General features: G+C 70.2%; 15 protein-coding genes. 4 read left to right on the forward strand and 11 right to left on the reverse strand.

Annotation, left to right across the window (positions count from 1 at the left end; translation table 11 throughout):
• The 5 genes from AB0M47_RS31605 to AB0M47_RS31625 all read right to left on the reverse strand — a co-directional run.
• Window positions 1–459: hypothetical protein (locus tag AB0M47_RS31605; protein ID WP_363420506.1), on the reverse strand; the 459-nt coding region annotated here is incomplete at its 3' end.
• Window positions 456–1,268, reverse strand: a complete 813-nt coding sequence (locus AB0M47_RS31610; protein WP_363420508.1) for a carbohydrate ABC transporter permease — start codon at window positions 1,266–1,268, stop codon at window positions 456–458. The genes AB0M47_RS31610 and AB0M47_RS31605, both read right to left, overlap by 4 nt.
• The gene (locus AB0M47_RS31615; protein WP_363420510.1) at window positions 1,265–2,197 is read right to left on the reverse strand and encodes a sugar ABC transporter permease; all 933 of its coding nucleotides are present in this window, start codon (window positions 2,195–2,197) and stop codon (window positions 1,265–1,267) included. The genes AB0M47_RS31610 and AB0M47_RS31615 overlap by 4 nt, the downstream gene beginning before the upstream one ends.
• A 4-nt stretch (window positions 2,198–2,201) precedes the next feature.
• On the reverse strand, window positions 2,202–3,440 hold the full coding sequence (locus AB0M47_RS31620; RefSeq protein ID WP_363420512.1) for a sugar ABC transporter substrate-binding protein: 1,239 nt from the start codon (window positions 3,438–3,440) through the stop codon (window positions 2,202–2,204).
• A gap of 299 nt (window positions 3,441–3,739) precedes the next feature.
• Window positions 3,740–5,704, reverse strand: a complete 1,965-nt coding sequence (locus AB0M47_RS31625; RefSeq protein WP_363420514.1) for a hypothetical protein — start codon at window positions 5,702–5,704, stop codon at window positions 3,740–3,742.
• 248 nt (window positions 5,705–5,952) lie between these two features.
• Here AB0M47_RS31625 and AB0M47_RS31630 point away from each other — a divergent pair, with 248 nt between their 5' ends.
• Window positions 5,953–6,564, forward strand: a complete 612-nt coding sequence (locus AB0M47_RS31630; RefSeq protein ID WP_363420541.1) for a class I SAM-dependent methyltransferase — start codon at window positions 5,953–5,955, stop codon at window positions 6,562–6,564.
• Window positions 6,565–6,692: 128 nt separating this feature from the next.
• The gene (locus AB0M47_RS31635; protein WP_363420516.1) at window positions 6,693–8,969 is read left to right on the forward strand and encodes a UvrD-helicase domain-containing protein; all 2,277 of its coding nucleotides are present in this window, start codon (window positions 6,693–6,695) and stop codon (window positions 8,967–8,969) included.
• A 19-nt stretch (window positions 8,970–8,988) separates the two neighbouring features.
• On the opposite strand, the gene AB0M47_RS31640 is transcribed toward AB0M47_RS31635, so the two are convergent.
• The 3 genes from AB0M47_RS31640 to AB0M47_RS31650 form a co-directional block, all read right to left on the reverse strand.
• Entirely contained in the window at window positions 8,989–10,182 is a 1,194-nt protein-coding gene (locus AB0M47_RS31640) for an FAD-dependent oxidoreductase (protein ID WP_363420518.1), read from the reverse strand.
• 95 nt (window positions 10,183–10,277) lie between these two features.
• Complete coding sequence (sigJ, locus tag AB0M47_RS31645) at window positions 10,278–11,219, reverse strand: RNA polymerase sigma factor SigJ (protein ID WP_363420520.1); 942 nt, start codon at window positions 11,217–11,219, stop codon at window positions 10,278–10,280.
• A gap of 318 nt (window positions 11,220–11,537) precedes the next feature.
• Window positions 11,538–12,356: a DUF72 domain-containing protein gene (locus AB0M47_RS31650; protein WP_363420543.1), complete on the reverse strand. Its 819-nt coding sequence runs from the start codon at window positions 12,354–12,356 to the stop codon at window positions 11,538–11,540.
• Window positions 12,357–12,455: 99 nt separating this feature from the next.
• Between AB0M47_RS31650 and AB0M47_RS31655 the strand changes: the two genes are divergently transcribed.
• Window positions 12,456–13,097: an adenylate kinase gene (locus AB0M47_RS31655; RefSeq protein WP_363420522.1), complete on the forward strand. Its 642-nt coding sequence runs from the start codon at window positions 12,456–12,458 to the stop codon at window positions 13,095–13,097.
• Between the two features lie 6 nt (window positions 13,098–13,103).
• On the opposite strand, the gene AB0M47_RS31660 is transcribed toward AB0M47_RS31655, so the two are convergent.
• Window positions 13,104–14,060, reverse strand: coding sequence for a hypothetical protein (locus AB0M47_RS31660; protein ID WP_363420524.1), 957 nt, complete (start codon window positions 14,058–14,060; stop codon window positions 13,104–13,106).
• A gap of 67 nt (window positions 14,061–14,127) precedes the next feature.
• Window positions 14,128–15,810 carry a serine/threonine-protein kinase gene (locus AB0M47_RS31665; protein ID WP_363420526.1) on the reverse strand — a complete coding sequence of 561 codons (1,683 nt, stop codon included), beginning with the start codon at window positions 15,808–15,810 and terminating at the stop codon, window positions 14,128–14,130.
• Between the two features lie 206 nt (window positions 15,811–16,016).
• Between AB0M47_RS31665 and AB0M47_RS31670 the strand changes: the two genes are divergently transcribed.
• A complete protein-coding gene (locus AB0M47_RS31670; RefSeq protein ID WP_363420527.1) occupies window positions 16,017–17,852 on the forward strand; it encodes an adenylyl cyclase in 1,836 nt (611 codons plus the stop codon).
• 58 nt (window positions 17,853–17,910) lie between these two features.
• On the opposite strand, the gene AB0M47_RS31675 is transcribed toward AB0M47_RS31670, so the two are convergent.
• Window positions 17,911–18,672 (reverse strand): SDR family oxidoreductase, encoded by a 762-nt coding sequence (locus tag AB0M47_RS31675; protein ID WP_363420529.1) that lies wholly within the window; start codon window positions 18,670–18,672, stop codon window positions 17,911–17,913.
• Window positions 18,673–18,819: the final 147 nt, after the last annotated feature.

An 18,819-nucleotide genomic window follows, 5' to 3' on the forward strand; every position in this document is an offset into this window, starting at 1 on the left:
GTAAGCCCGGCCGGTGCGCGACGCTCCGATCACGCCCACCGGGTAGTCCCGCAGCTCGCGGCGAGGCGGGGCCTGCTTGGCCGCCGTCCAGGCGACCCCGGTACGCAGGGCGTGGTCGAATCGGTGTACGCGGTGCAGCAGCGCCAAGGTGAGCGCGAGCGCCTGCTCCGCGACGGCGTGGGCCATCGCGGCCCCCGCCTGGGTGAAGCGCACGCCGTGGGCGAACGCCTCGTCGGTGACGTAGGGCCGTAGCGTCGCCCCCGTATGCGCGACCAGGCCCAGTCGCGGCGACGCTGCGAGCAGATCGGCCGAGACCGGCGGCGACGGCCAGCTCGTCACCGCGACCGTCGTGTCGGCCGTGAGCCGATCGGTGAGCGGCCCCAAGGCGCGCAGCCGAGCCCACAGGTCGTCGGGAAAGAACAGCTCCCGAAGTCCCGGCGGGACGTCGACCGCGATCATCCCTTCATGCCCGTGGTCGTGACGCCCTCGACGAAATACCGCTGCCCGATCAGGTACGCCATGAAGATCGGCACGAACGCGACGACCGAACCGGCCATGACCACGTTCAGCGGAACCCGCTCTGCCTGCAACGAGGCGATGCCGACGGTGAGTGTGCGCATCTCCTCGCTCTGCCCGATGACCAGCGGCCACAGATAGTCGTTCCAGTGCCACAGGAAGATGAACACGCCGAGGGTGGCCAGGATCGGCTTGGTCAGCGGCAACACCAGCGACCACAGGATGCGCAGCTCGCCGCAGCCGTCGAGGCGGGCCGCCTCGAACAACTCGTCCGGCAGCGTGCTGATGAACTGGCGCATCAGGAAGACGGCCTGCGCGTTGGCCAGCGTCGGGATGATCAGACCCCAGTAGGTGTCCACCCCGCCCCAGTCCGCGATCAGGATGAACAGCGGGATCAGGGTCACGTGATAGGGCACCATCAGCATCGCGACGAAGGACCAGAACATGGTCTCCTTGCCGGGGAAGCGCTTCTTCGCGAAGGCGTACCCGGCGAGCATCGACAACGCGAGGACGCCGACCACGGAGACGATCGCGTACACGGCGGTGTTGAGCAGCCAGCGCGCCAGGCTCGCCGTGCCCAGGACCTGCTCGTACGCCTCCAGCGACAGCCCGCCCGGCAGCAGGCTGCCCGGCAGCGTCACCGGGCCGATCGGCTTGAACGAGAGCACGAGCATCGCGTAGAACGGGAACAGCGTCACGATGGCGGCGAGGAACAGGACGGTCGCCCGTCCCGCTTTGCGGAGTCCGCTCACTTGTCCCTCCCCATGATCAGGCGTTGGATCAGCGCGACGACGAGGGTCATCACGAACAGCGCCACCCCGATGGTCGCCGCGTAGTCCTGGTCGAAGTTGCGGAAGCCCTGGTCGTACAGCTCGATGACCAGGGTCCGGCTGGCCCGGCCGGGGCCGCCGCCGGTCATCACCCAGATCGTGTCGAACGCCTGGAAGGCGACCGTCGTCTCCAGCACGCCCAGGAAGAACAGTGCCGGCTTGAGCTGAGGCAGGATGATGTGCCGGAAGGTCTGCCACGGGCCGGCCCCGTCGACGTGTGCGGCCTCCTCCAGCTCCCGGGGGATGTCCTGCAACCGGGCCAGGACGATCAGCATGCCGTAGCCGAACCGGGTCCAGATGCTGACCACGACCAGCGCCGGCAACACGAGGACGCTGTCGGCCAGCCACGAGCCGCCCTCGAAGCCGACCGAGCGCAGCAGTGACGACCACGGGCCGTCCTCGCTGAAGATCCAGGTGAAGATGATGCCGGCGAGCACCAGGCTGGTGACGACGGGCAGGAAGAAGATCGACCGGAACAGGCGTACGCCCCGGAAGGTCCGGCGGACGAGCATCGCCATCGCGACGGAGACGATGATCGAACCGGGCACGGCGAGCAACGAGTAGACGACGGTGACCCGCAACGAGTCCCAGAACCGATCGTCGTGGACGAGCCGCTCGAAGTTGGCCAGACCGGTCCACTCGGTCTCGCCGCCGAGCGTGTAGTCGGTGAAGCTCAGGATGCCCCCGGCGATCGCCGGGCCGAACCGGAAGAGCACGAACAAGAGGAAACAGGGAAGCACGAGCAGCAGGCCGTTGCGTGCCTCGGGCCGGAAGAACCGTGCCCCGGCGCGCTTGCGCGCCGGGGCGGGGCTCGTCGCGGCAGGCTCGCGCGCCGAGGCGGTGGTGGTCATCCGGTTAGCCCAGCATCGCGTTGGCGGCCTTCGCCGCGTCCTTGAGCGCCTGCTCCGGAGTCTTCTGGCCCAGCAGCGCGGCCTGGATCTCCGGCGCCAGGGCGCCCATCACGTCCCGGGACTTCACCTGCAGCGGGCCGACCGTGGCGTACTGCGTGTTCTTCTCGGCCTCGGCCAGCACCGGGTCGTTGGCGTACAGGGCGCCGGTGGACTTGATCGGCGAGAAGAAGCCCGACGCCGTGTCGTACGTCTTCACGTTGGCGGCGGAGGTGGCGAAGTTGACCCACTTGGCGGCGGCCGTCTTGTTCTTCGACCCCTTCAGCATCACCAGCGAGCCGACGGTGCCGTAGGTGACCTGCTTGGCGTTGGTCAGCGGCGGCAGGACCTGGATGTTGTCCTTGCCCCAGAACTTCGTGACGTCGGCCGGGGTGACGCTCCAGGAACAGGCCACCTTGTTCTGGGCCAGCCGGCTCTGCTCGATCGCCGGGCTGGTGGTGACCGGGCCCTTGTTGATGTAGCCGCCGTCCACCATGTCCTTCAGGAAGGTGAGGGCCTGTACGCCGGGCGCCTGGTCGAAGGCGACCGACTTGCCGTCGGCGGCGAAGACGTCCCCGCCGGCCTGCCAGAGCAACGGGTAGAAGGTCACGTTCAGCGTGGTCTTCACGTCGCCGTCGTAGGAGATCATGTCGTAGCCCTTGGCCTTGAACGCCGGGGCCATCGCCTTCACGTCGTCCCAGGTCTTCGGGTACGCCGTCTGCCCGGCCGCCGCGAACACCTTCTTGTTGCAGAGCAACGACAACGCCGAGGTGAGGATCGGCGCGCCCATGAGCTTGTTGTCCATAGTGACCGACTTGGTCACGTTCTCGAGGTAGTCGGCCTTGGCCGAGGCGTCGAGGTGTGAGTCCATCGGCTCGATCGCGGTGGCGTACTTGGGGATCTGGTCCGGGATCAGGTAGACGACGTCGGGACCCTTGTTCCCGGCGATCGCCGTGGTCAACGACTCGTCGCGGTTGGCCCACGGGAAGATCTCGACCTTGACGTCGATATTGGGGTTCTGTGCCTTGAACGCGTCGACCGTCTGGGACCAGTACGCGCGGTGCTGGGTCTCGTCGACGACGACGGGGTAGATCCACATGGTGACCGTGGCCTTGTCGTCGCCGGAGTCGCCTCCGCCGCCGCACGCGGCCAGCAGCGCCGTCAACGATGCGACGGCGACGGCCGACACAGCCTTGCGAAGTTGCATGTCGCGTCCTCTCGGGTGGTGTGGAGGCACTGTAACTTACGGTCCGGTCCGAATCTAGCCCCTAATGGCGGGCACCTCTTGTCACGGTTGACGTCGCTCGATATCGGCCCGCCGCCGCCACCTCCTGTCGCTGTGGAGCCGCCGTTTGCGGCAGATCAGGGATATGCATGGGATCTTGGCCCAAGATCGCATGCATATCCATGATCCAGCGCTCAACGCGAGCGCCAGCGGGGCGGGCGGGAGCGCCAGCGGGGCGGGCGGGAGAGCCAGCGGGGCGGGCGGGAGCGCCGGCGGAGCGGCTACGGGGTGAACGCGGGGCAGGCAGGGTCGAGGCGTACGCGAGCCAGATCCCGGCCGACGAGCGTCCAGGCGTCCCACGATCCGGGCTCGAAGGCGAGCTGCGGGTTCGTGTACCACTCCATCCCGAGCCCGCTGGCGAGCTTGGTGGCGGAGGTCGTCCCGAGCAGGTGCACCTCGCCCGCGCCCTGGGCGTTGAAGGTGCTGGCGAACACCCGTCCGCGATGCACCTCGATCTCGCCGTACGTGGTCAGCGGGCCGGAGCCCGTGACCGTCCGGGTCGCCAGGTCCATCGCGAACCAGCTGGTCGTACGCTTGTAGACGCCGTACAGCACGCCGTCGTAGACCTTGATGTCCTGAAGGGTCTTGTAGCCGGCCACCGGGTCGACCTGCCAGAGCACCTTGCGGGTGGTGAGGTCGAACGCGGCGACCGAGGCGGCCGTCTTCGTGGCGGGCTTACCGCCGCCGCCGAGGACGGCCCCGCCGAGGTAGACGACGCCGGCCTCGGAGTCGACGGTCAGGCTGTAGAGGCTCTCGTCCGGGATGACGTTCTTGTAGACCTGCTTCTCGCCGGTGTCGGGATCCACGATGGACAGCGCACCTTGCAGTTCCGCGCCCAGCGGCGCGGTCGCGACGAGCAGCTTGTCGGTCTTGGGGTCGTACTCCAGGTCCCACGGCCGCTTCTGGCCGTCGCCGAGGTAACCCAGGCTCCGGATCGAGTCGTCGCGCGGGTCGAGCGCGATGAGCTGCCCGCTCGGGTAGATCGCCGCGAACACCTCGTTGCCCCGGCGGGCCAGCGCCTTCGGCTCACCGGGCACCCAGACGCGTCGCTGGGAGCCCGTTCGCAGGTCGCGAACGGTGATCGAGAAGTGGCCGCCGACGTACAGGTACCGGTTCGGCTGGAGCAGGATCGACTGCGGTCGTTCGGAGCCGGGCGTCAGGCCCGCCTCGATCAGGTCGGTGAACCGGGTCGCCCCGGTGGCCGGGTCCATCGTCCAGAAGCCGCCGCTGCCCGAGAAGCCGGTGAGCGTACCGGCGGAGGGGACCAGCAGTCGCGTCTCCTCGCCGAGCCGCGGCGTGCCCATCGGGGTCAGCGTGCCGGCGCGGTATCGGTAGATCACGCCGTTCGGGCGCGTGGAGACCACCGCGCTCCCGTCGCTGTCCATCGCGATCGAGTCGATCGAGTCCAGGCCCAGCGCCGCCAGGTCCGTGGTCCTCAGGTCGCCTCCGTCGGTACGCACATCGAAGAGCACGGTGCCGCTGGCGCCGAGGACGCGATCCCCGGCGACGGCGACCGCGCCGAATCCGGTGCCACCGTCGGCGAGCACCCGGGACGCCCCGGTCGCCCGGTCGATCGCCATTAGCTTGTGCTTGTCGAGGAGTCCGGCGTACACGCTGCCGGCGTCGGCCGCGACAGCCCGGACATAGCGTTCACCCGTCGCCAGTACGCCGAAGTTCCGCGGCGCGGCCCCGGTCGCCGGGTCGTACTCCCAGACCTTGCCGTCGGGGTAGGTTCCGGCGTACACCTTGCCGTCGGGTGCGGTGGTCAGGCTCCAGATGAAGCCGCCGTTGACGCCCAGCGAGAAGAGTCGCGTCACGACGCCGGTCGCCAGGTCCATCCGGTAGAGGTCGGGCACCGCATACGTGCCGATGTAGAGCTGCCCGCCGGAGATGGTGGTCGCCCACGCGCCTTCCGGTTCGCCGGTCGCCGGCCCGTCCGGGATCGCCGACTGGCGGACCACCGTCCGGGTGGCGAGATCGATCTCGGCGACGATCGGCGGCTTGAGCCCCCGGGTCACCACGTACGCGTGTCCATCATGGACGGCTGCGCCGACGATGGCGCCGGTGACGGAGGCCGGCCCGAACGTCTGGTACCCCGGTGGATCACAGGCCGACGCCGCGGCGGCCGCCTGAGTTGGGGCGACCGCCAGTCCGGCTAGCAGGATCAGCGCCACAATACGCCTCATGCGTCCCTCCAATGTGATTTTGGGACATGACCGTAATGCCGAAGGCTCGGCGCGTCAACGCAATCGCAGGCGTTGTGGACTAGACCGAAATCGAAGCCCGAGGCTGCGTTGCCGAATCGGCAACAATCGTGGCGGGGCGGCTCCAGTCCAGGCAGGCTGAAGACATGGAGCACGATCACAGCCACGACCACGGCCAGCACGACCACGGCCACCACGATCACGGCCAGCATGATCACGATCACGCCGAGATGTTCACGGCGACCTACTGGGACGAGCGGTACGGCTCGGCCGACCGCGTGTGGAGCGGGAACCCGAACCCGCACCTCGTCACCGTCGCGTCCGACCTGACGCCCGGCAGGGCGCTGGACGTCGGCAGCGGCGAGGGCGCCGACGCCATCTGGCTCGCACGCCAGGGCTGGCGGGTCACCGGCGTGGACATCTCCGAGGTCGCGTTGCGGCGGGCGGCCGAGGCGGCGGGTCCCGACCTCGCCGACCAGCTCACCTGGCAGCAGGCCGACATCTTCACCTGGGCGCCGGAGAAGGCGGCGTACGACCTGGTGGCGGCGCATTTCGTGCACCTGCCGTGGGACGACCTCCAGGCGCTGCACCGGCGCTTGGCGGACGCGGTCAAGCCGGGCGGGACGATCTTGATCGTCGGGCATCACCCGTCGGACATCGAGGCGATCCAGCGTCCGGCGCATGTGGCGGTCTTGATGAACACCGCCGAGCAGCTGGCGACCACGCTCGACGTCGATGAGTGGGAGATCGAGGCGACCAACCCGGGACGCCCGTTCACCGATCCCGACGGGAACCAGGTGACCCTGCACGACGCAGTCGTCCGAGCGGTGAAAAAGGGGTAGCGATCCCCCCTGCCCTTTTCAGTATATGGGAGAGAGGCGGCCTCGCGAATCGCCCCGAATGACGATTTTTAGCGCGTGAACTGCCCATATGCTCGTCAGGTCCCGCAATCTCAGCACCGGGGAGCACTGTGCCTGACGCCAGAACACTGGAGATCGAAGCCGAGCAGGAGCACGTCGATCGGGTCTACGAACGAGTCGAGTTCGTCCGGGCCCAAGCCAAGGAACTGGAGCACGAGGCGTACGGCCGAGCCGCTGCCGGCCCGAAGACCGGTCTCGTCGAACGGGACGCCATGGTCCACCGCGCCAGCGCGCAACTGCGCTCACTGGACGCCGAGGCCGAGGGGCTGGTCTTCGGCCGGCTCGACTTCGACGACGGCGAGGCGTACCACATCGGGCGCCTGGGCCTGCGCGACGACGACATGGAGCCGCTGCTCGTGGACTGGCGCGCCCCGGCGGCCGCGCCGTTCTACCGGGCGACCACCGGCGACCCGCTCGGCGTGGTCCGCCGTCGCGTCATCATCAGCCGGGGCTCGGAGGTGATCGATCTCGACGACGACGTGCTGACCCCCGACCGGGCCGGTGACCTGCGCGTACTCGGGGAAGGCGCGTTGCTCGCGGCGCTGCGCCGATCGCGCGGGCCGCAGATGCGCGACATCGTCACCACCATCCAGAAGGAGCAGGACGAGGCGATCCGGGCGCCTGCGCGCGGCGTCACGCTGATCACCGGCGGTCCCGGCACCGGCAAGACGCAGGTCGCGCTGCACCGGGCGGCGTACCTGCTCTACACCGATCGCGGCAAGTTCGCCGACGGGCGGGTCCTGGTGGTCGGTCCGTCCACGGTGTTCACCACCTACATCAGCCGCGTCCTGCCCGCACTGGGCGAGGACAGCGTTCACCTGCGGGCACTGGGCGAGCTGGCCCCCGGCGTCACGGCCACTCGGCGCGACAACGCGGCGGTGGCAGCGGTCAAGGGCGACGTGCGGATGCTCGCGGTCCTCGCCGATCTCATGTGGCAGACCCCACCCGAGGCGCCCGACCGGCTCAAACTCGTCTACTCCGGCCAGGTGCTGATCCTCACGACCGCGGAGCTCACCACTGTTCGCCAACGGGTACGCCGACAGGGGCAGGCGGAGTCGGTGCCGCCCAACGGCGCGGCCGCCATCGCCTCAGCTGAGCTGGCGGCGGCGTTGTGGTCCAAACTGGATAAGCCCGCGCTGGAGCGCGACCTCTTCCTCGAGGACGTCGTGGACCGGCCCGAGTTCCAGCGTTTCCTGGCCGCGTGGTGGCCGCCGCTGCGCCCGGCCCCGGTGCTGTCCTGGCTGCTCGACGTCGAACGGATCACCGGGTTGACCCCGGCCGAGGCGACGACGTTGTCCGAGTCCTACCACGTGAACAACGACTGGTCCGTGGACGACGTCCCGCTGCTCGACGAGCTGTCGCTGATGCTCGGCGAGCCGCCGCGCAAGGCTCGGCCCGCCGCGCCCGCCGCCCGGCTGCGCGAACTGACCACGGGGCCACAGGTGGTCGAGACGTTCGTGCTCAGCATCAGCCTCAACGACGGCTGGAACCTGTACGCCCCAGGTCATCCGACGCCGATCGCCAATGCCGGGCCGAGCATCGACAACGACGCGATCCTGGCCGCCCAGCGCTGGGCCGAGGCGGTCGTCCTGCGCGAGGGGCACAAGGTCGTCAGCTGGATCGACGGCTTCGACCCGTACGGCGAGGACGGCTACGTTCCCGTGCTCGCCGATCCGCTGCCCGTCCAGGAGGCGGACGAGGCTCCCGTGGAACCGCCGTACGCCCACGTCATCCTCGACGAGGCGCAGGATCTGTCGCCGTTGGAGTGCCGGATGATCGCCCGCCGCTCCGAGTACGCCTCGATGACGATCGTCGGCGACCTCGGCCAGGCGACCCATCCGCTGGCCGCGCCGGCCTGGCCGGACCTCCTGCTCCGATTGGGCCGCCGGGAGGCGCACACCCTGGAGCTGAACACCGGATACCGGGTCCCAGAGGCGATCTCCTCGTACGCCGCGGGCTTCCTCGCGCCCGGGATCGCCCCGACACAGTCCTATCGGGACGGTGGTTCGCTGACGATCCAGCCCGTCGCCGACCTGGCCGACGGCGTACGCGAGGCGGTCGCGGCGGCGCCCGAGGGCAGCACGGTGGCCGTCATCGCCGCCGACGCGTCGCTTCCCGCCCTGGCGCCGGTCGTCCCGGACGGGGTGGCGCTGGTGCCGGCCAGCCTGGTCAAGGGCCTGGAATACGACCACGTCGTGGTGGTCGAACCGGCCGACATCGTGGCAGCCGAACCCCGCGGGTACGCCCGGCTCTACGTGTCGCTCACCCGGGCGGTGGCGGGTCTCGTCGTCCTCCACCACCGCCCCCTCCCCACCCCGCTCCGCTGACCCACCCTGATCAACTCGGTCAGGCGAGGGCTTCGATGGCGCTGCCCGCTGCCGCCTCGCTGATGACGTGGCGGCGGCGGGTCGGCATGCCGAGGGTCGGGTTCGCCACGCCCCAGGCGGCGCCCTTGCAGACGAGTTCCTTGTAGACGGCGGCGATCCGGCCGGTGAGGACGGCGTTCACCGACCGGTCGTCGCCGGTGACGTACTGGATCAGGCCCTCCTTGCGACCCAGCGAGATGCACTGATTGAAGTACTTCAACGGCGCGTGCGGCATCTTCCCGCCGGTCAGCCGGGCCGCGATCGAGTCCGCCGCCTGCCAGGCCATCGGCGTACCGGAGGCGCAGGACATGCGCAGCGGCTTGTCGCCGACGCCCATCGCGTACGCGGCGTCGCCGACGGCGTACACGTCGGGGTGGGAGACCGAGCGCATCGTGTCGTCGACCACGATCTGCCCGGTCGCGGTGACGTCGAGCGTCGTCGCCGCTGCGATGGGGTGCACGGCGAACCCGGCGGTCCACAAGGTGACGGCGGCCGGGATCGACCGTCCGTCGGCAGTCGCGACGGTGTCGGCCGCGACCTGGGTCACCTCGGCGTGCTCGTGCACGGTGATGCCCAGCTTGCCGAGGACCTCGCGCAGGTGGTCCTGCCCCTTCGCGGAGAGCCAGTCGCCGAGAGCGCCCCGGACCACCAGGCTGATGTCCAGGTCCGGCCGAGCCTCGGCGATCTCGGTGACCGCTTCCACACCGGTCAGGCCACCGCCGACGACTGCGACCGGCTGCCCGGCCCCTAGCGCGGTGAGCCGTTGGCGCAGGCGAAGCGCCCCCGGCCGGCTCGCGAGTTCCTCGGCGAACTCGGTCGTCCCCGGTACGCCCTGCGCGTTCCAGCCGCTGCCCAGCGCGTACACGAGGGTGTCGTAGGAGAGGGTCTCGACGCCGCTGGAGCCGGTGACGGACACGGTCTTGCGGTCGACGTCGACGTTCGTGACCTTGGCGATCTTGAGGTCGACGCCGCTGCCCGCGAACATCTCGCGGAACGGCCGGTGCTTGAGGGTCTGGCCGGTCGCGACCTGGTGCATCCGGACGCGCTCGACGAAGTCGGGCTCGGCGTTCACCAGAGTGATGGCCACCTCGTCACGGTGCAGCCGCTTGGCGAGGCGGCCGGCGGCGATGGCGCCGGAGTAGCCGGCGCCGAGGACGACGATGCGATGCTGCATGTCCTTGCTCCTGTCTGATTCGGATTCGCTCCCTGAACCGGGCAGCTCGCCGTTTCCTGACAGGTACGCCGTGTGAAGCAGCTCACAGGCCGCCGTCACGCCTGGAACAGGGCGTCTCCGTGGTCGGATGCCTCGAACAACGCCGTCGCCCGCGCCAGCTTGTCGGGGTTGACCTGGTTGAGGACCGCCGCGACGCCGTCGGGGGTGACCTCCAGGCACATGACGCCGACCACCTGGCCGTCCACCGTGGCGATGAGGGCCGGGCCGCCGTTCGACGTCCACTCGTAGATCTCGGGCGCCCCGCCGAGCACGGCGTGCTTGGCCGCCGACGGCTGGAACAGGCCTCGCAGGAACTTCGCGACGGCCACCGCTCCTTCGAAGGCCTTCGCCCGGGCGGGGACCTTCCCGCCGCCGTCGCCGATCGAGACCACGTCCTGGGTCAGGAGCTTCACCAGCGGTTCGGTCTTGCCGCTGGTCGCGGCGGCCAGGAACTCGTCGACGATCCGCCGGGCGGTCGCGTCGTCCACCCGCGTCCGGGCCTTGCCCTCGGCGACGTGCTGCTTCGCCCGGTGGAACAACTGCTGGCTGCCGGCCTCGGTGAGGTCCAGGATGCCGGCGATCTCCCGGTGCGAGTAGTCGAACGCCTCACGCAGCACGTACACCGCGCGCTCGTTGGGCGACAACCGCTCCATCAGGGTCAGGACGGCGTACGAGACGGATTCGCGCTGCTCGACGGTCTCGAGTGGGCCGAGCATCGGATCCCCCGCGAGCAGTGGCTCGGGCAGCCACTGCCCGACATAGGTCTCCCGGCGAGCCCGCGCGGAGGTCAGCAGGTTGAGGCAGATGTTGGTGAGCACCTTCGTCAGCCAGGCCTCGGGCACCTCGATGCGGTCGGCGTCGACGGTCCGCCACCGCAGGTAGGTCTCCTGCACGGCGTCCTCAGCCTCGGCGGCCGACCCCAGCATCCGGTAGGCGATGGCCCCGAGCCGCGGCCGCGCCGCCTCGAACAGGTCGACGTCGTGCGTTGTCAGAGCCATGCCCCGAGCCTAGCCGGATCAGGGCGATCGACGATCGGCACCGGACCCCAGCTCGCGCAGATCAAGTCCCGGGCCGTCATAGCCGCTGCACGCGCACGGCTCGTCACCGACCCATGTCGGTGACGTCGCGGCGTACTCCTCCGCCCAGTGGCTGTCCCGCCAGTGCGCGGTGACCTCCTGGCAAGCGCCGGAGGCGGCGCTGTGCGATCCGACTCCATGCCCGCAGGAGCAGCGCGCGCCACCGGTCTGACGTGACGGTTCAGGCTGTTCGGGCGGAAACTGAGGGCCGGTACGCATGCGTTCAGTAAACACCTGAGGCTAGAAAAGCGTGCCCTGCTCGACCGGCTCCGCTTCCGGCAACGGCTCCAGCTCTGGTACGCGGGCGCGTACCTCGTCGTGGAAGCGCCGGGCGAGCACGGGGGCGTCGGCGTTGTCCGGCGTGTGGATGAACACCGTCGGCGACCGGCCTTCCCGTAACCACCCGGCGACCACGTCGAGCCACGGTCGCCAGCCTTCGACGGTCCGCTCGGCGTCGTCCCGGCCGAGGTATCGGAGGACGGGACGGCTGGTCAGCGCCCGTTCCCGCTTGGGCATCCGCGGCTTCTTCTCCCACGCGTCCCGCTCCGCGTCGCTCGTCGGCGCCGCCTGGAAGAAAGCTGTCGTGTCGAACGGGATCCATTCCGCGTCCGCCGCGGCCAGTACGCCTTCCAGCGCCGCAGTGGCGCGAGCGTCTTCGAAGAAGGCGCGGTGGCGCACTTCGACGGCGTACCGGTGATCCAGTGGCAGCCGGCGCAGGAAGCTCTCCAGCGCCGGCACGTCGGCGGGGGCGAACGAACCCGGCAACTGCAACCACAAGGCGTGCGTACGCCCGCCGAGCGGCTCGATCGCGTCCAGGAATCCGCGCAGCTCCTCGTCGACCCCCTGGAACCGGCGCTCATGCGTGATCGTCTTCGGCAGCTTCATCACGAACCGGAAGTCCGCGCCGACCTGGCGAGCCCAGGTCTCGACGGTCGCCCGGGACGGGGTGGCGTAGAACGTGGTGTTCCCCTCCACGGCGTCACACCAGCTCGCGTACGCCCGCAGCCGGTCCCCGCCGGCCGGCATCAGGTGGCCCTGCCACGCCTTGTGCGTCCACATCGCGCACCCCACCGCCAACCGCATGCCCCGATTATCGCCGGTACGCGATAAGATGCCGATCATCGCGGTCGTCGGGGGAGCCACCGCACAATGCTGGGCATGAGGCTGGTACTGCTGGGCCCGCCGGGTTCGGGCAAAGGCACCCAGGCTGACCTGCTGGCGAGGAAGTTCGGCGTACCGCAGATCTCCACCGGCGTCCTCCTCCGCTCGCAGTCGGCTGACACCCCGCTGAGCGCGGCCGCGCAGCGGCACCTCGCCGCCGGGACGCTCGTGCCGGACGAGATCGTCGTCGGTGTCGTAGCGGAGCGCCTGGCCCGTCCTGACACGGCGGCGGGCTTCGTGCTAGACGGATTCCCGCGAACCGTGCCGCAGGCCGAGGCGTTGACCGAACTGCTCGGTTCCGCCGGGTTGGACTGCGTGCTGGAGTTCACCGTCCCGCCGGACGAGATCGTGCGCCGGCTGTCGGGCCGCCGCGAGTGCGGCGCTTGCCGCCGCAGCTACCACCTCGAGTTCAACCCGGCGCGGGCCGACGGCTGCGACGACTGCGGAAGCGAGCTGGTTCAGCGCGCCGACGACCAGCCGGCCACCATCGCCGAGCGGCTCAAGGTGTACGCCTCGGAGACGCTGCCGCTGGTGGTGTACTTCCGGGCCGCGGGCCTGCTGACGACTGTGCCGGCGAACGGCTCCGTCGACAGCGTGTTCGTCCAGACGCTGGCCGCCGTACGTCCAGCACCCCGCTGACCAGACTCAGTGGAGGTCGTCGAGGTCGAGGCGGTACCAGACCGAATCCGCGAAGACGTGCAGGTGCGGGCCGCGGCCGATCACCCAGGCGTTGCCCGGCAGACGCCGGTTGCCAGGCAGGATCAGCTGGTACGCCCGGAAGTGCCCCCGGGTCAGGTCGCCGGCGAGGAGGCGGTCGCGGTCGGCGGCGTAACCGCCGAGGAGGGCGCAGCGGGTGCCGTCGACGATGATGGCCTGGGCGGCGCTGCCGGTGCCGGGCCAGGACGTGACCCGGTCGCCGTCGACCCGGACGACGGGGAACCGGGAGTAGTAGGTGCTCCACGCGGTCTCGCCGGAGAGGTTGAGCGCGTAGCACTCCTCGATCGGGTCGGCGCCGTTGGTGAACCGCCATTCGGGGCGCAGGCGGGCGCTGAAGCGGACCATCCCGGCCGCGCCGACGGGTTCGACCGAGCCGGCGTGCCAGCCGTTGCCGCCGTAGACGCCCTCGTCGAAGTAGCCGACCCAGATCTTGCCGGCCGGTGTGGTCTGGACGTGCTCGATGCCGTCGCCGAGGACTCCGGTGCGTTCCACCTGGCCATCGGCGGTGACGATCATCGCGTTGGCCTCGGCGCCCTCGGAGCCGAGGCGGCAGCGGGCGGCCACGAACAGCATCCGGTCGCCCGGCAGGGGCTGGACGTGGCAGTGGGCCAGCCGCAGGTCGGCCACGGTGAGGTCGAGCGCCGGCTCCGGGGCGTACGCGACGACCCGAGCGCGGACGCCGTGCGGTGAGGTCGTGACGGGGAACGACGCCCCGCTCGGCTCGGTGACGCGGGCGGTCAGCGCCTCCCGCCCGGCCGCCGACGACCACAGCGCGATCGCCTCGCCGAACGGGCCGACGGAGACGTTCACCAGGACGTGATCAGTCTCAGGCGGGTGCAGCCGGGCGTGTTCGCGGAGCGCGATCGGCTTGCGACGTCTGGCCATGGGCTCCTCTCGGTCCGTTGCCGTCCCGAGAAGAAACGCGTAAGGGGCAGTGAAGGGTTGGCTCAGGTCACCCGCGAGGCTGGAATCCACCCGCGACGACGCCGAGTCCGTCCTGGTTGGCCGCCCATGCGTCGGCCGGCACATACCAGGAGAACGTGTAGAAGCGGTTGTTCGCGATGACCCCCCGGCGCAGGACGTGCATGTGGGTGCCGTTGCCGGTGGTGTACAGCCACTCCCAGTCGGCGGCGGGGAGGCCGCGATAATCCACAGTGTCGAGCTTGAGCTTGTCGTACCCCGACTTGCTGCTCTGCTCGCCTTCCTGCTCGGCCAGGGCCGCCTTCGGGTCGCTGGTCGTGACCTCAGAACTCATCACGCTGAGGACGCGACCGAGGCCGTCCTGCTCGCGGAACAGGATCATGCCGCCGTCGGTCGACTTGGACCAGCCGTCCGGCACGGGGATCGAGTAGTCCTCGCCGTTGAACAGGCGCCACCCCGCCGGCAGTTCGCCGCTTTCGGACGCCGTGACGCTGGGCGAGGCGGCGCTGGGGGAGGCCGCCGAAGGGGACGCCGCCGAGGGGGAGGCGGCCGATGGCGAGGCTGAGGCTGAGGCGGCCCGCGACGGTTTCGGGGTGGCCGACGGGTTTCCGTTCGCGCCGGCCTGGTTGTCCCGGTCCCGGAGCAGCGGCACCGCCACCGCGACGGCGAGCACGATCAGCAGGCTCGCGGCGACGGCGTACCAACGTTGGCGAGGAGTGAACCGGGGTGGAGTCGGTGGAGCCGGCGGGGTGACCGGTGGCGCAGGCGTCGGCGGATCGTCCGAAGTGGACGTCCCCGGGTTGAGACGCAGCAGGTCCAGCCGGGTCGGCTCCGGCTGCGCCGCGACGGCGGGCACGGCGGCTCGGGCAGCCTGGGCGGCTGCCCGGGTCAGCAGCCGCTCGGCCTGCTCGGCCGTCATCCGCTTGGCCGGGTCCTTACGCAGTAGCCCGGTCAGCACGGTCTTCAGCGGGCCCGTCGCGTTCTTCGCCGGTGGTGGCGGCTCGCTGGCCAGTGCGGTCAGCGTCGCGATCGCCGTCGCGCGGGCGTACGGCGACTGGCCCTCGACCGCGGCGAAGATCGTGGCCCCGAGGGACCACAGGTCCGCCTCCGGGCCTGAGGTCCCCTCTTTGGCCCGCTCCGGCGAGATGTACGCGGGCGAGCCGAGCACCAGTCCGGTACGCGTCACGTTGGGGTCGCCCGGGACCGTCGCGAGCCCGAAGTCGGTGAGCACGACGCGGCCGTCCTCGCCGAGCAGCACGTTGCCGGGCTTGACGTCCCGATGCATCACCCCGGCCCGGTGCGCCGCCTGCAGGGCGTGCAGGACTTCGAGTCCGACGTGCGCGGCCCGCGCCGCCGGCAGCGGACCGTCGGAGGTGATCGTGTCCTGAAGGGACCGAGACGGCACGTATTCCATGACGATCCAGGGATCGCCGTTGGCGCCGTCGGATTCAGGTCGGACGACGTCGAAGACGCGTACCACATTGGGGTGATTGAGCCGCGCGATCGCGCGGGCCTCCCGAAGCGAGCGTTCCCGCATCTCCTGGCGTTCGGTGTCGGTCAGGCCCGGCGGCGGGACGATCTCCTTGATGGCCACGTCGCGGCCCAGGATCTCGTCGCGAGCGCTCCAGACCCGCCCCATGCCGCCCTGGCCGAGAGCGTTTTCCAGGCGATAGCGGCCGGCGATGGTACGCGGTTCGGCGGGGGAGGGGGACATCCTTCCAGAGGGTAGTCGCCTCCGGTCGATCCGATTCACTCGGGGGAGCGTCGTGAGAGGTGCGCCACGCGTTTGTTCGAGGCGACAACCTATAGACCGGAGAGACGACGCAGGGTACAAATATTCACACCGCCCGAACCTGTCACGCGGATCAACAGTCCCACGAAAGAGAGCGCTCTCTTCGAGCTCCGTCCCGAGAGGAATCCATGAGCACACGTCCGCTTCGCCGGAGACTGGCGTTCGGCCTCGCGGCGTTGGCCGCCGTCGCCGCGACCGCGTCCGCCGCCCCCGCCGCCGGATCGACCGGTGGCTGGCTCGGCCCGAACGTCACCGTCTTCACCCCGGACATGCCGGTGAGCCAGATCCAGGCCACCCTCGACGCCGTCCACACCGCCCAGGTGGACGCCGAGATGGCCACCGACCGGTACGCGTTCCTGTTCCAGCCCGGCGTCTACGGCACGGCCGAGCAGCCGCTGCAGATCAAGGTCGGGTACTACACCGAGATCGCCGGCCTCGGCGCGTCCCCGTCCGACGTCGTCATCAACGGCAAGGTCGAGGTCTACAACCGCTGCCTCGCCGACGGTGGCACCGGCAACTGCCTGGCCCTGGTCAACTTCTGGCGTACGCTGTCGAACCTGTCGCTGTCGATCGACTCGGCGGGGCAGGACGGCTGTCGCGCGTCGGCCGACTTCTGGGCGGTGTCCCAGGCGGTCTCGATGCGGCGACTGAACATCAGTGGCGCGAATCTGTCCTTGATGGACTACTGCACCGCCGGGCCTCAGTACGCCAGCGGCGGCTTCATCGCCGACTCGCGTCTGCCCTTCGTCGTCAACGGATCGCAGCAGCAGTGGCTGATCCGCAACAGCGAGGTCGCCGGCTGGTCCAACGGCGTGTGGAACCAGGTCTTCTCCGGCGTCGTCGGCGCGCCCGCCGAGGCCGGGTTCCCCGACCCGCCGTACACGACGCTGGCGGCCACTCCGGTCAGCCGCGAGAAGCCCTATCTGTTCACGGATTCGCGGGGCCGCCTCCAGGTACGCGTACCGGCCGCGCGGACGAACAGCAGCGGGATCTCGTGGGCCGACGGAATCACCCCGGGCCGGACGACGTCGCTGAAGAACTTCTTCGTGGCCCGGCCCGGCGACTCCGTGAAGGAGATCAACAACGCCCTGGCCCGCGGCCAGAACCTGCTGCTCACCCCGGGCGTCTACGACATCGCGCGGAGCATCGAGGTCAAGCGCCCCGGCACCGTCGTCCTCGGGCTCGGGCACGCCACCCTCACGGCGGTCGACGGGGCGATCCCGCTCGACGTCGCCGACGTCCCGGGCGTGATCGTCGCGGGCGTCACCATCGACGCCGGACTCACCGAGTCGCCGGTGCTGCTGCGGGTCGGCAAGCCGCACGGGCACAGCAAGGGCTCGGCGACCGACCCGACCACGCTGTCCGATGTGTACTTCCGGGTGGGCGGGCCGCACGTCGGCAAGACGGACACGGCGCTGGAGGTCAACAGCGACCACGTGCTCATCGACCACACCTGGGTGTGGCGCGGCGACCACGGCGTCGAGGGCTTCACCGACACCGAGCGCTGGAACACCAACACCGGCCGGTTCGGCGCGGTGATCAACGGCGACGACGTCACCGCGACGGGCCTGTTCGTCGAGCACTTCCAGCGGTACAACACCGTCTGGAACGGCGAGCGCGGCACGACGATCCTGTACCAGAACGAGCTGCCCTACGACCCGCCGACGCAGGCCGACTGGATGAACGGCACGGTCGAGGGCTACGCCGGATACAAGGTCGGCGACCACGTGCGTACGCACAACCTGTACGGCGCCGGGGTCTACGTCTTCAACCAGAACAACCCGTCGATCCACACCGAGAACGGGTTCGAGGTGCCGGACCGGCCCGGCGTACGGCTGCACCACATCATGACCGTCAACCTCAGCGCCGGGACGATCGACCACGTCGTCAACGGCGTCGGCGGTCCGGCCGACACGACCCGGATCGGCCAGCCCGTCTTCATCACGGACTATCCGACGCCGTGACCTGCGCCGCGCCGCCCGGCCCGCCCGGGCTGGGCGGCGCGGCACCGCGTACAAGTCGCTAATGGACGGAGAAGCCGCCGTCCACGTAGAGGATCTGCCCCGTGACATACGCCGACGCCCCACTGGCCAGGAACACCGCGGCGCCGGCGAAGTCCGGCGGCAGCCCGTTGCGCTTAGCCATCGAGCGCTGCGCGAGTTCCTCGGCGCGGCCGGGAATCGCCATGGCGGGCGCGGTGAGCGGGGTGACCACGAAGCCCGGGATGAGCGTGTTGACGCAGACCCCGTGCGGGCTCCACGCTTCGGCCTGCGACCTGGTCAGACCCGCGATGCCGGCCTTGGTGACGCCGTAGCCGCCGCTGTTGCCGAACGCGGCGATGGTCTGCTGCGAGCCGATGTTGACGATCCGGCCCCAGCCACGCGCGGCCATCCGCGGACCGTAGTGCTGCCCGAGCAGGAACGGCGCGGTGAGGTTCAGCGCGACCGAGACGTCCCAGTCGGCGTCGGTCAGCGTGTCCATCGGGCGGCGGATGTTGTTCGCCGCGCAGTTGACCAGGATGTCCGTGTCCGGCGCCGCATTCGTGACCCGCTCGACCCCCGTACGCTCCGCGAGGTCCGCGCTGATCGTGCGCACCTGGACACCGGCGCTCGCGAGCTGCCCGGCCGCCGACGCCAGTTCCTTCTCCCGCCGGGCTACGAGGACCACGTCCGCACCGGCGCGGCCCATGGCCTCCGCCATGGCGAAGCCGATGCCGGAGCTGCCGCCCGTGACGAGGGCAGTGCGTCCGGCCAGCGAGAACAGGTCTTCGAGATACGACGGCATAGTCGACGAGGCTAGCATCCGAGGCTGCCGAGTTGATCTAGGCGGGAGGCGGTTGCTCTGGCCGCCCTTTCTCGCCTAGATCAATTCCGCGGCGCCGAGCGGGCCGGGAGCGACCGCGTGGGAGCGCTTCCGGTAGGGTGGCCGACG

This window comes from Hamadaea sp. NPDC051192, from assembly GCF_040682475.1.
Taxonomy (GTDB): Bacteria; Actinomycetota; Actinomycetes; order Mycobacteriales; family Micromonosporaceae; genus Hamadaea; species Hamadaea flava.

What these genes read in the sequence shown, in the direction of transcription:
- AB0M47_RS31615 (WP_363420510.1), bottom strand. Translation starts at nt 2,197, where the DNA reads ATGACCACCACCGCCTCGGCGCGCGAGCCTGCCGCGACGAGCCCCGCC.
- AB0M47_RS31620 (WP_363420512.1), bottom strand. Translation starts at nt 3,440, where the DNA reads ATGCAACTTCGCAAGGCTGTGTCGGCCGTCGCCGTCGCATCGTTGACG.
- AB0M47_RS31625 (WP_363420514.1), bottom strand. Translation starts at nt 5,704, where the DNA reads ATGAGGCGTATTGTGGCGCTGATCCTGCTAGCCGGACTGGCGGTCGCC.
- AB0M47_RS31630 (WP_363420541.1), top strand. Translation starts at nt 5,953, where the DNA reads ATGTTCACGGCGACCTACTGGGACGAGCGGTACGGCTCGGCCGACCGC.
- AB0M47_RS31640 (WP_363420518.1), bottom strand. Translation starts at nt 10,182, where the DNA reads ATGCAGCATCGCATCGTCGTCCTCGGCGCCGGCTACTCCGGCGCCATC.
- sigJ (WP_363420520.1), bottom strand. Translation starts at nt 11,219, where the DNA reads ATGGCTCTGACAACGCACGACGTCGACCTGTTCGAGGCGGCGCGGCCG.
- AB0M47_RS31650 (WP_363420543.1), bottom strand. Translation starts at nt 12,356, where the DNA reads ATGTGGACGCACAAGGCGTGGCAGGGCCACCTGATGCCGGCCGGCGGG.
- AB0M47_RS31655 (WP_363420522.1), top strand. Translation starts at nt 12,456, where the DNA reads ATGAGGCTGGTACTGCTGGGCCCGCCGGGTTCGGGCAAAGGCACCCAG.
- AB0M47_RS31660 (WP_363420524.1), bottom strand. Translation starts at nt 14,060, where the DNA reads ATGGCCAGACGTCGCAAGCCGATCGCGCTCCGCGAACACGCCCGGCTG.
- AB0M47_RS31665 (WP_363420526.1), bottom strand. Translation starts at nt 15,810, where the DNA reads ATGTCCCCCTCCCCCGCCGAACCGCGTACCATCGCCGGCCGCTATCGC.
- AB0M47_RS31670 (WP_363420527.1), top strand. Translation starts at nt 16,017, where the DNA reads ATGAGCACACGTCCGCTTCGCCGGAGACTGGCGTTCGGCCTCGCGGCG.
- AB0M47_RS31675 (WP_363420529.1), bottom strand. Translation starts at nt 18,672, where the DNA reads ATGCCGTCGTATCTCGAAGACCTGTTCTCGCTGGCCGGACGCACTGCC.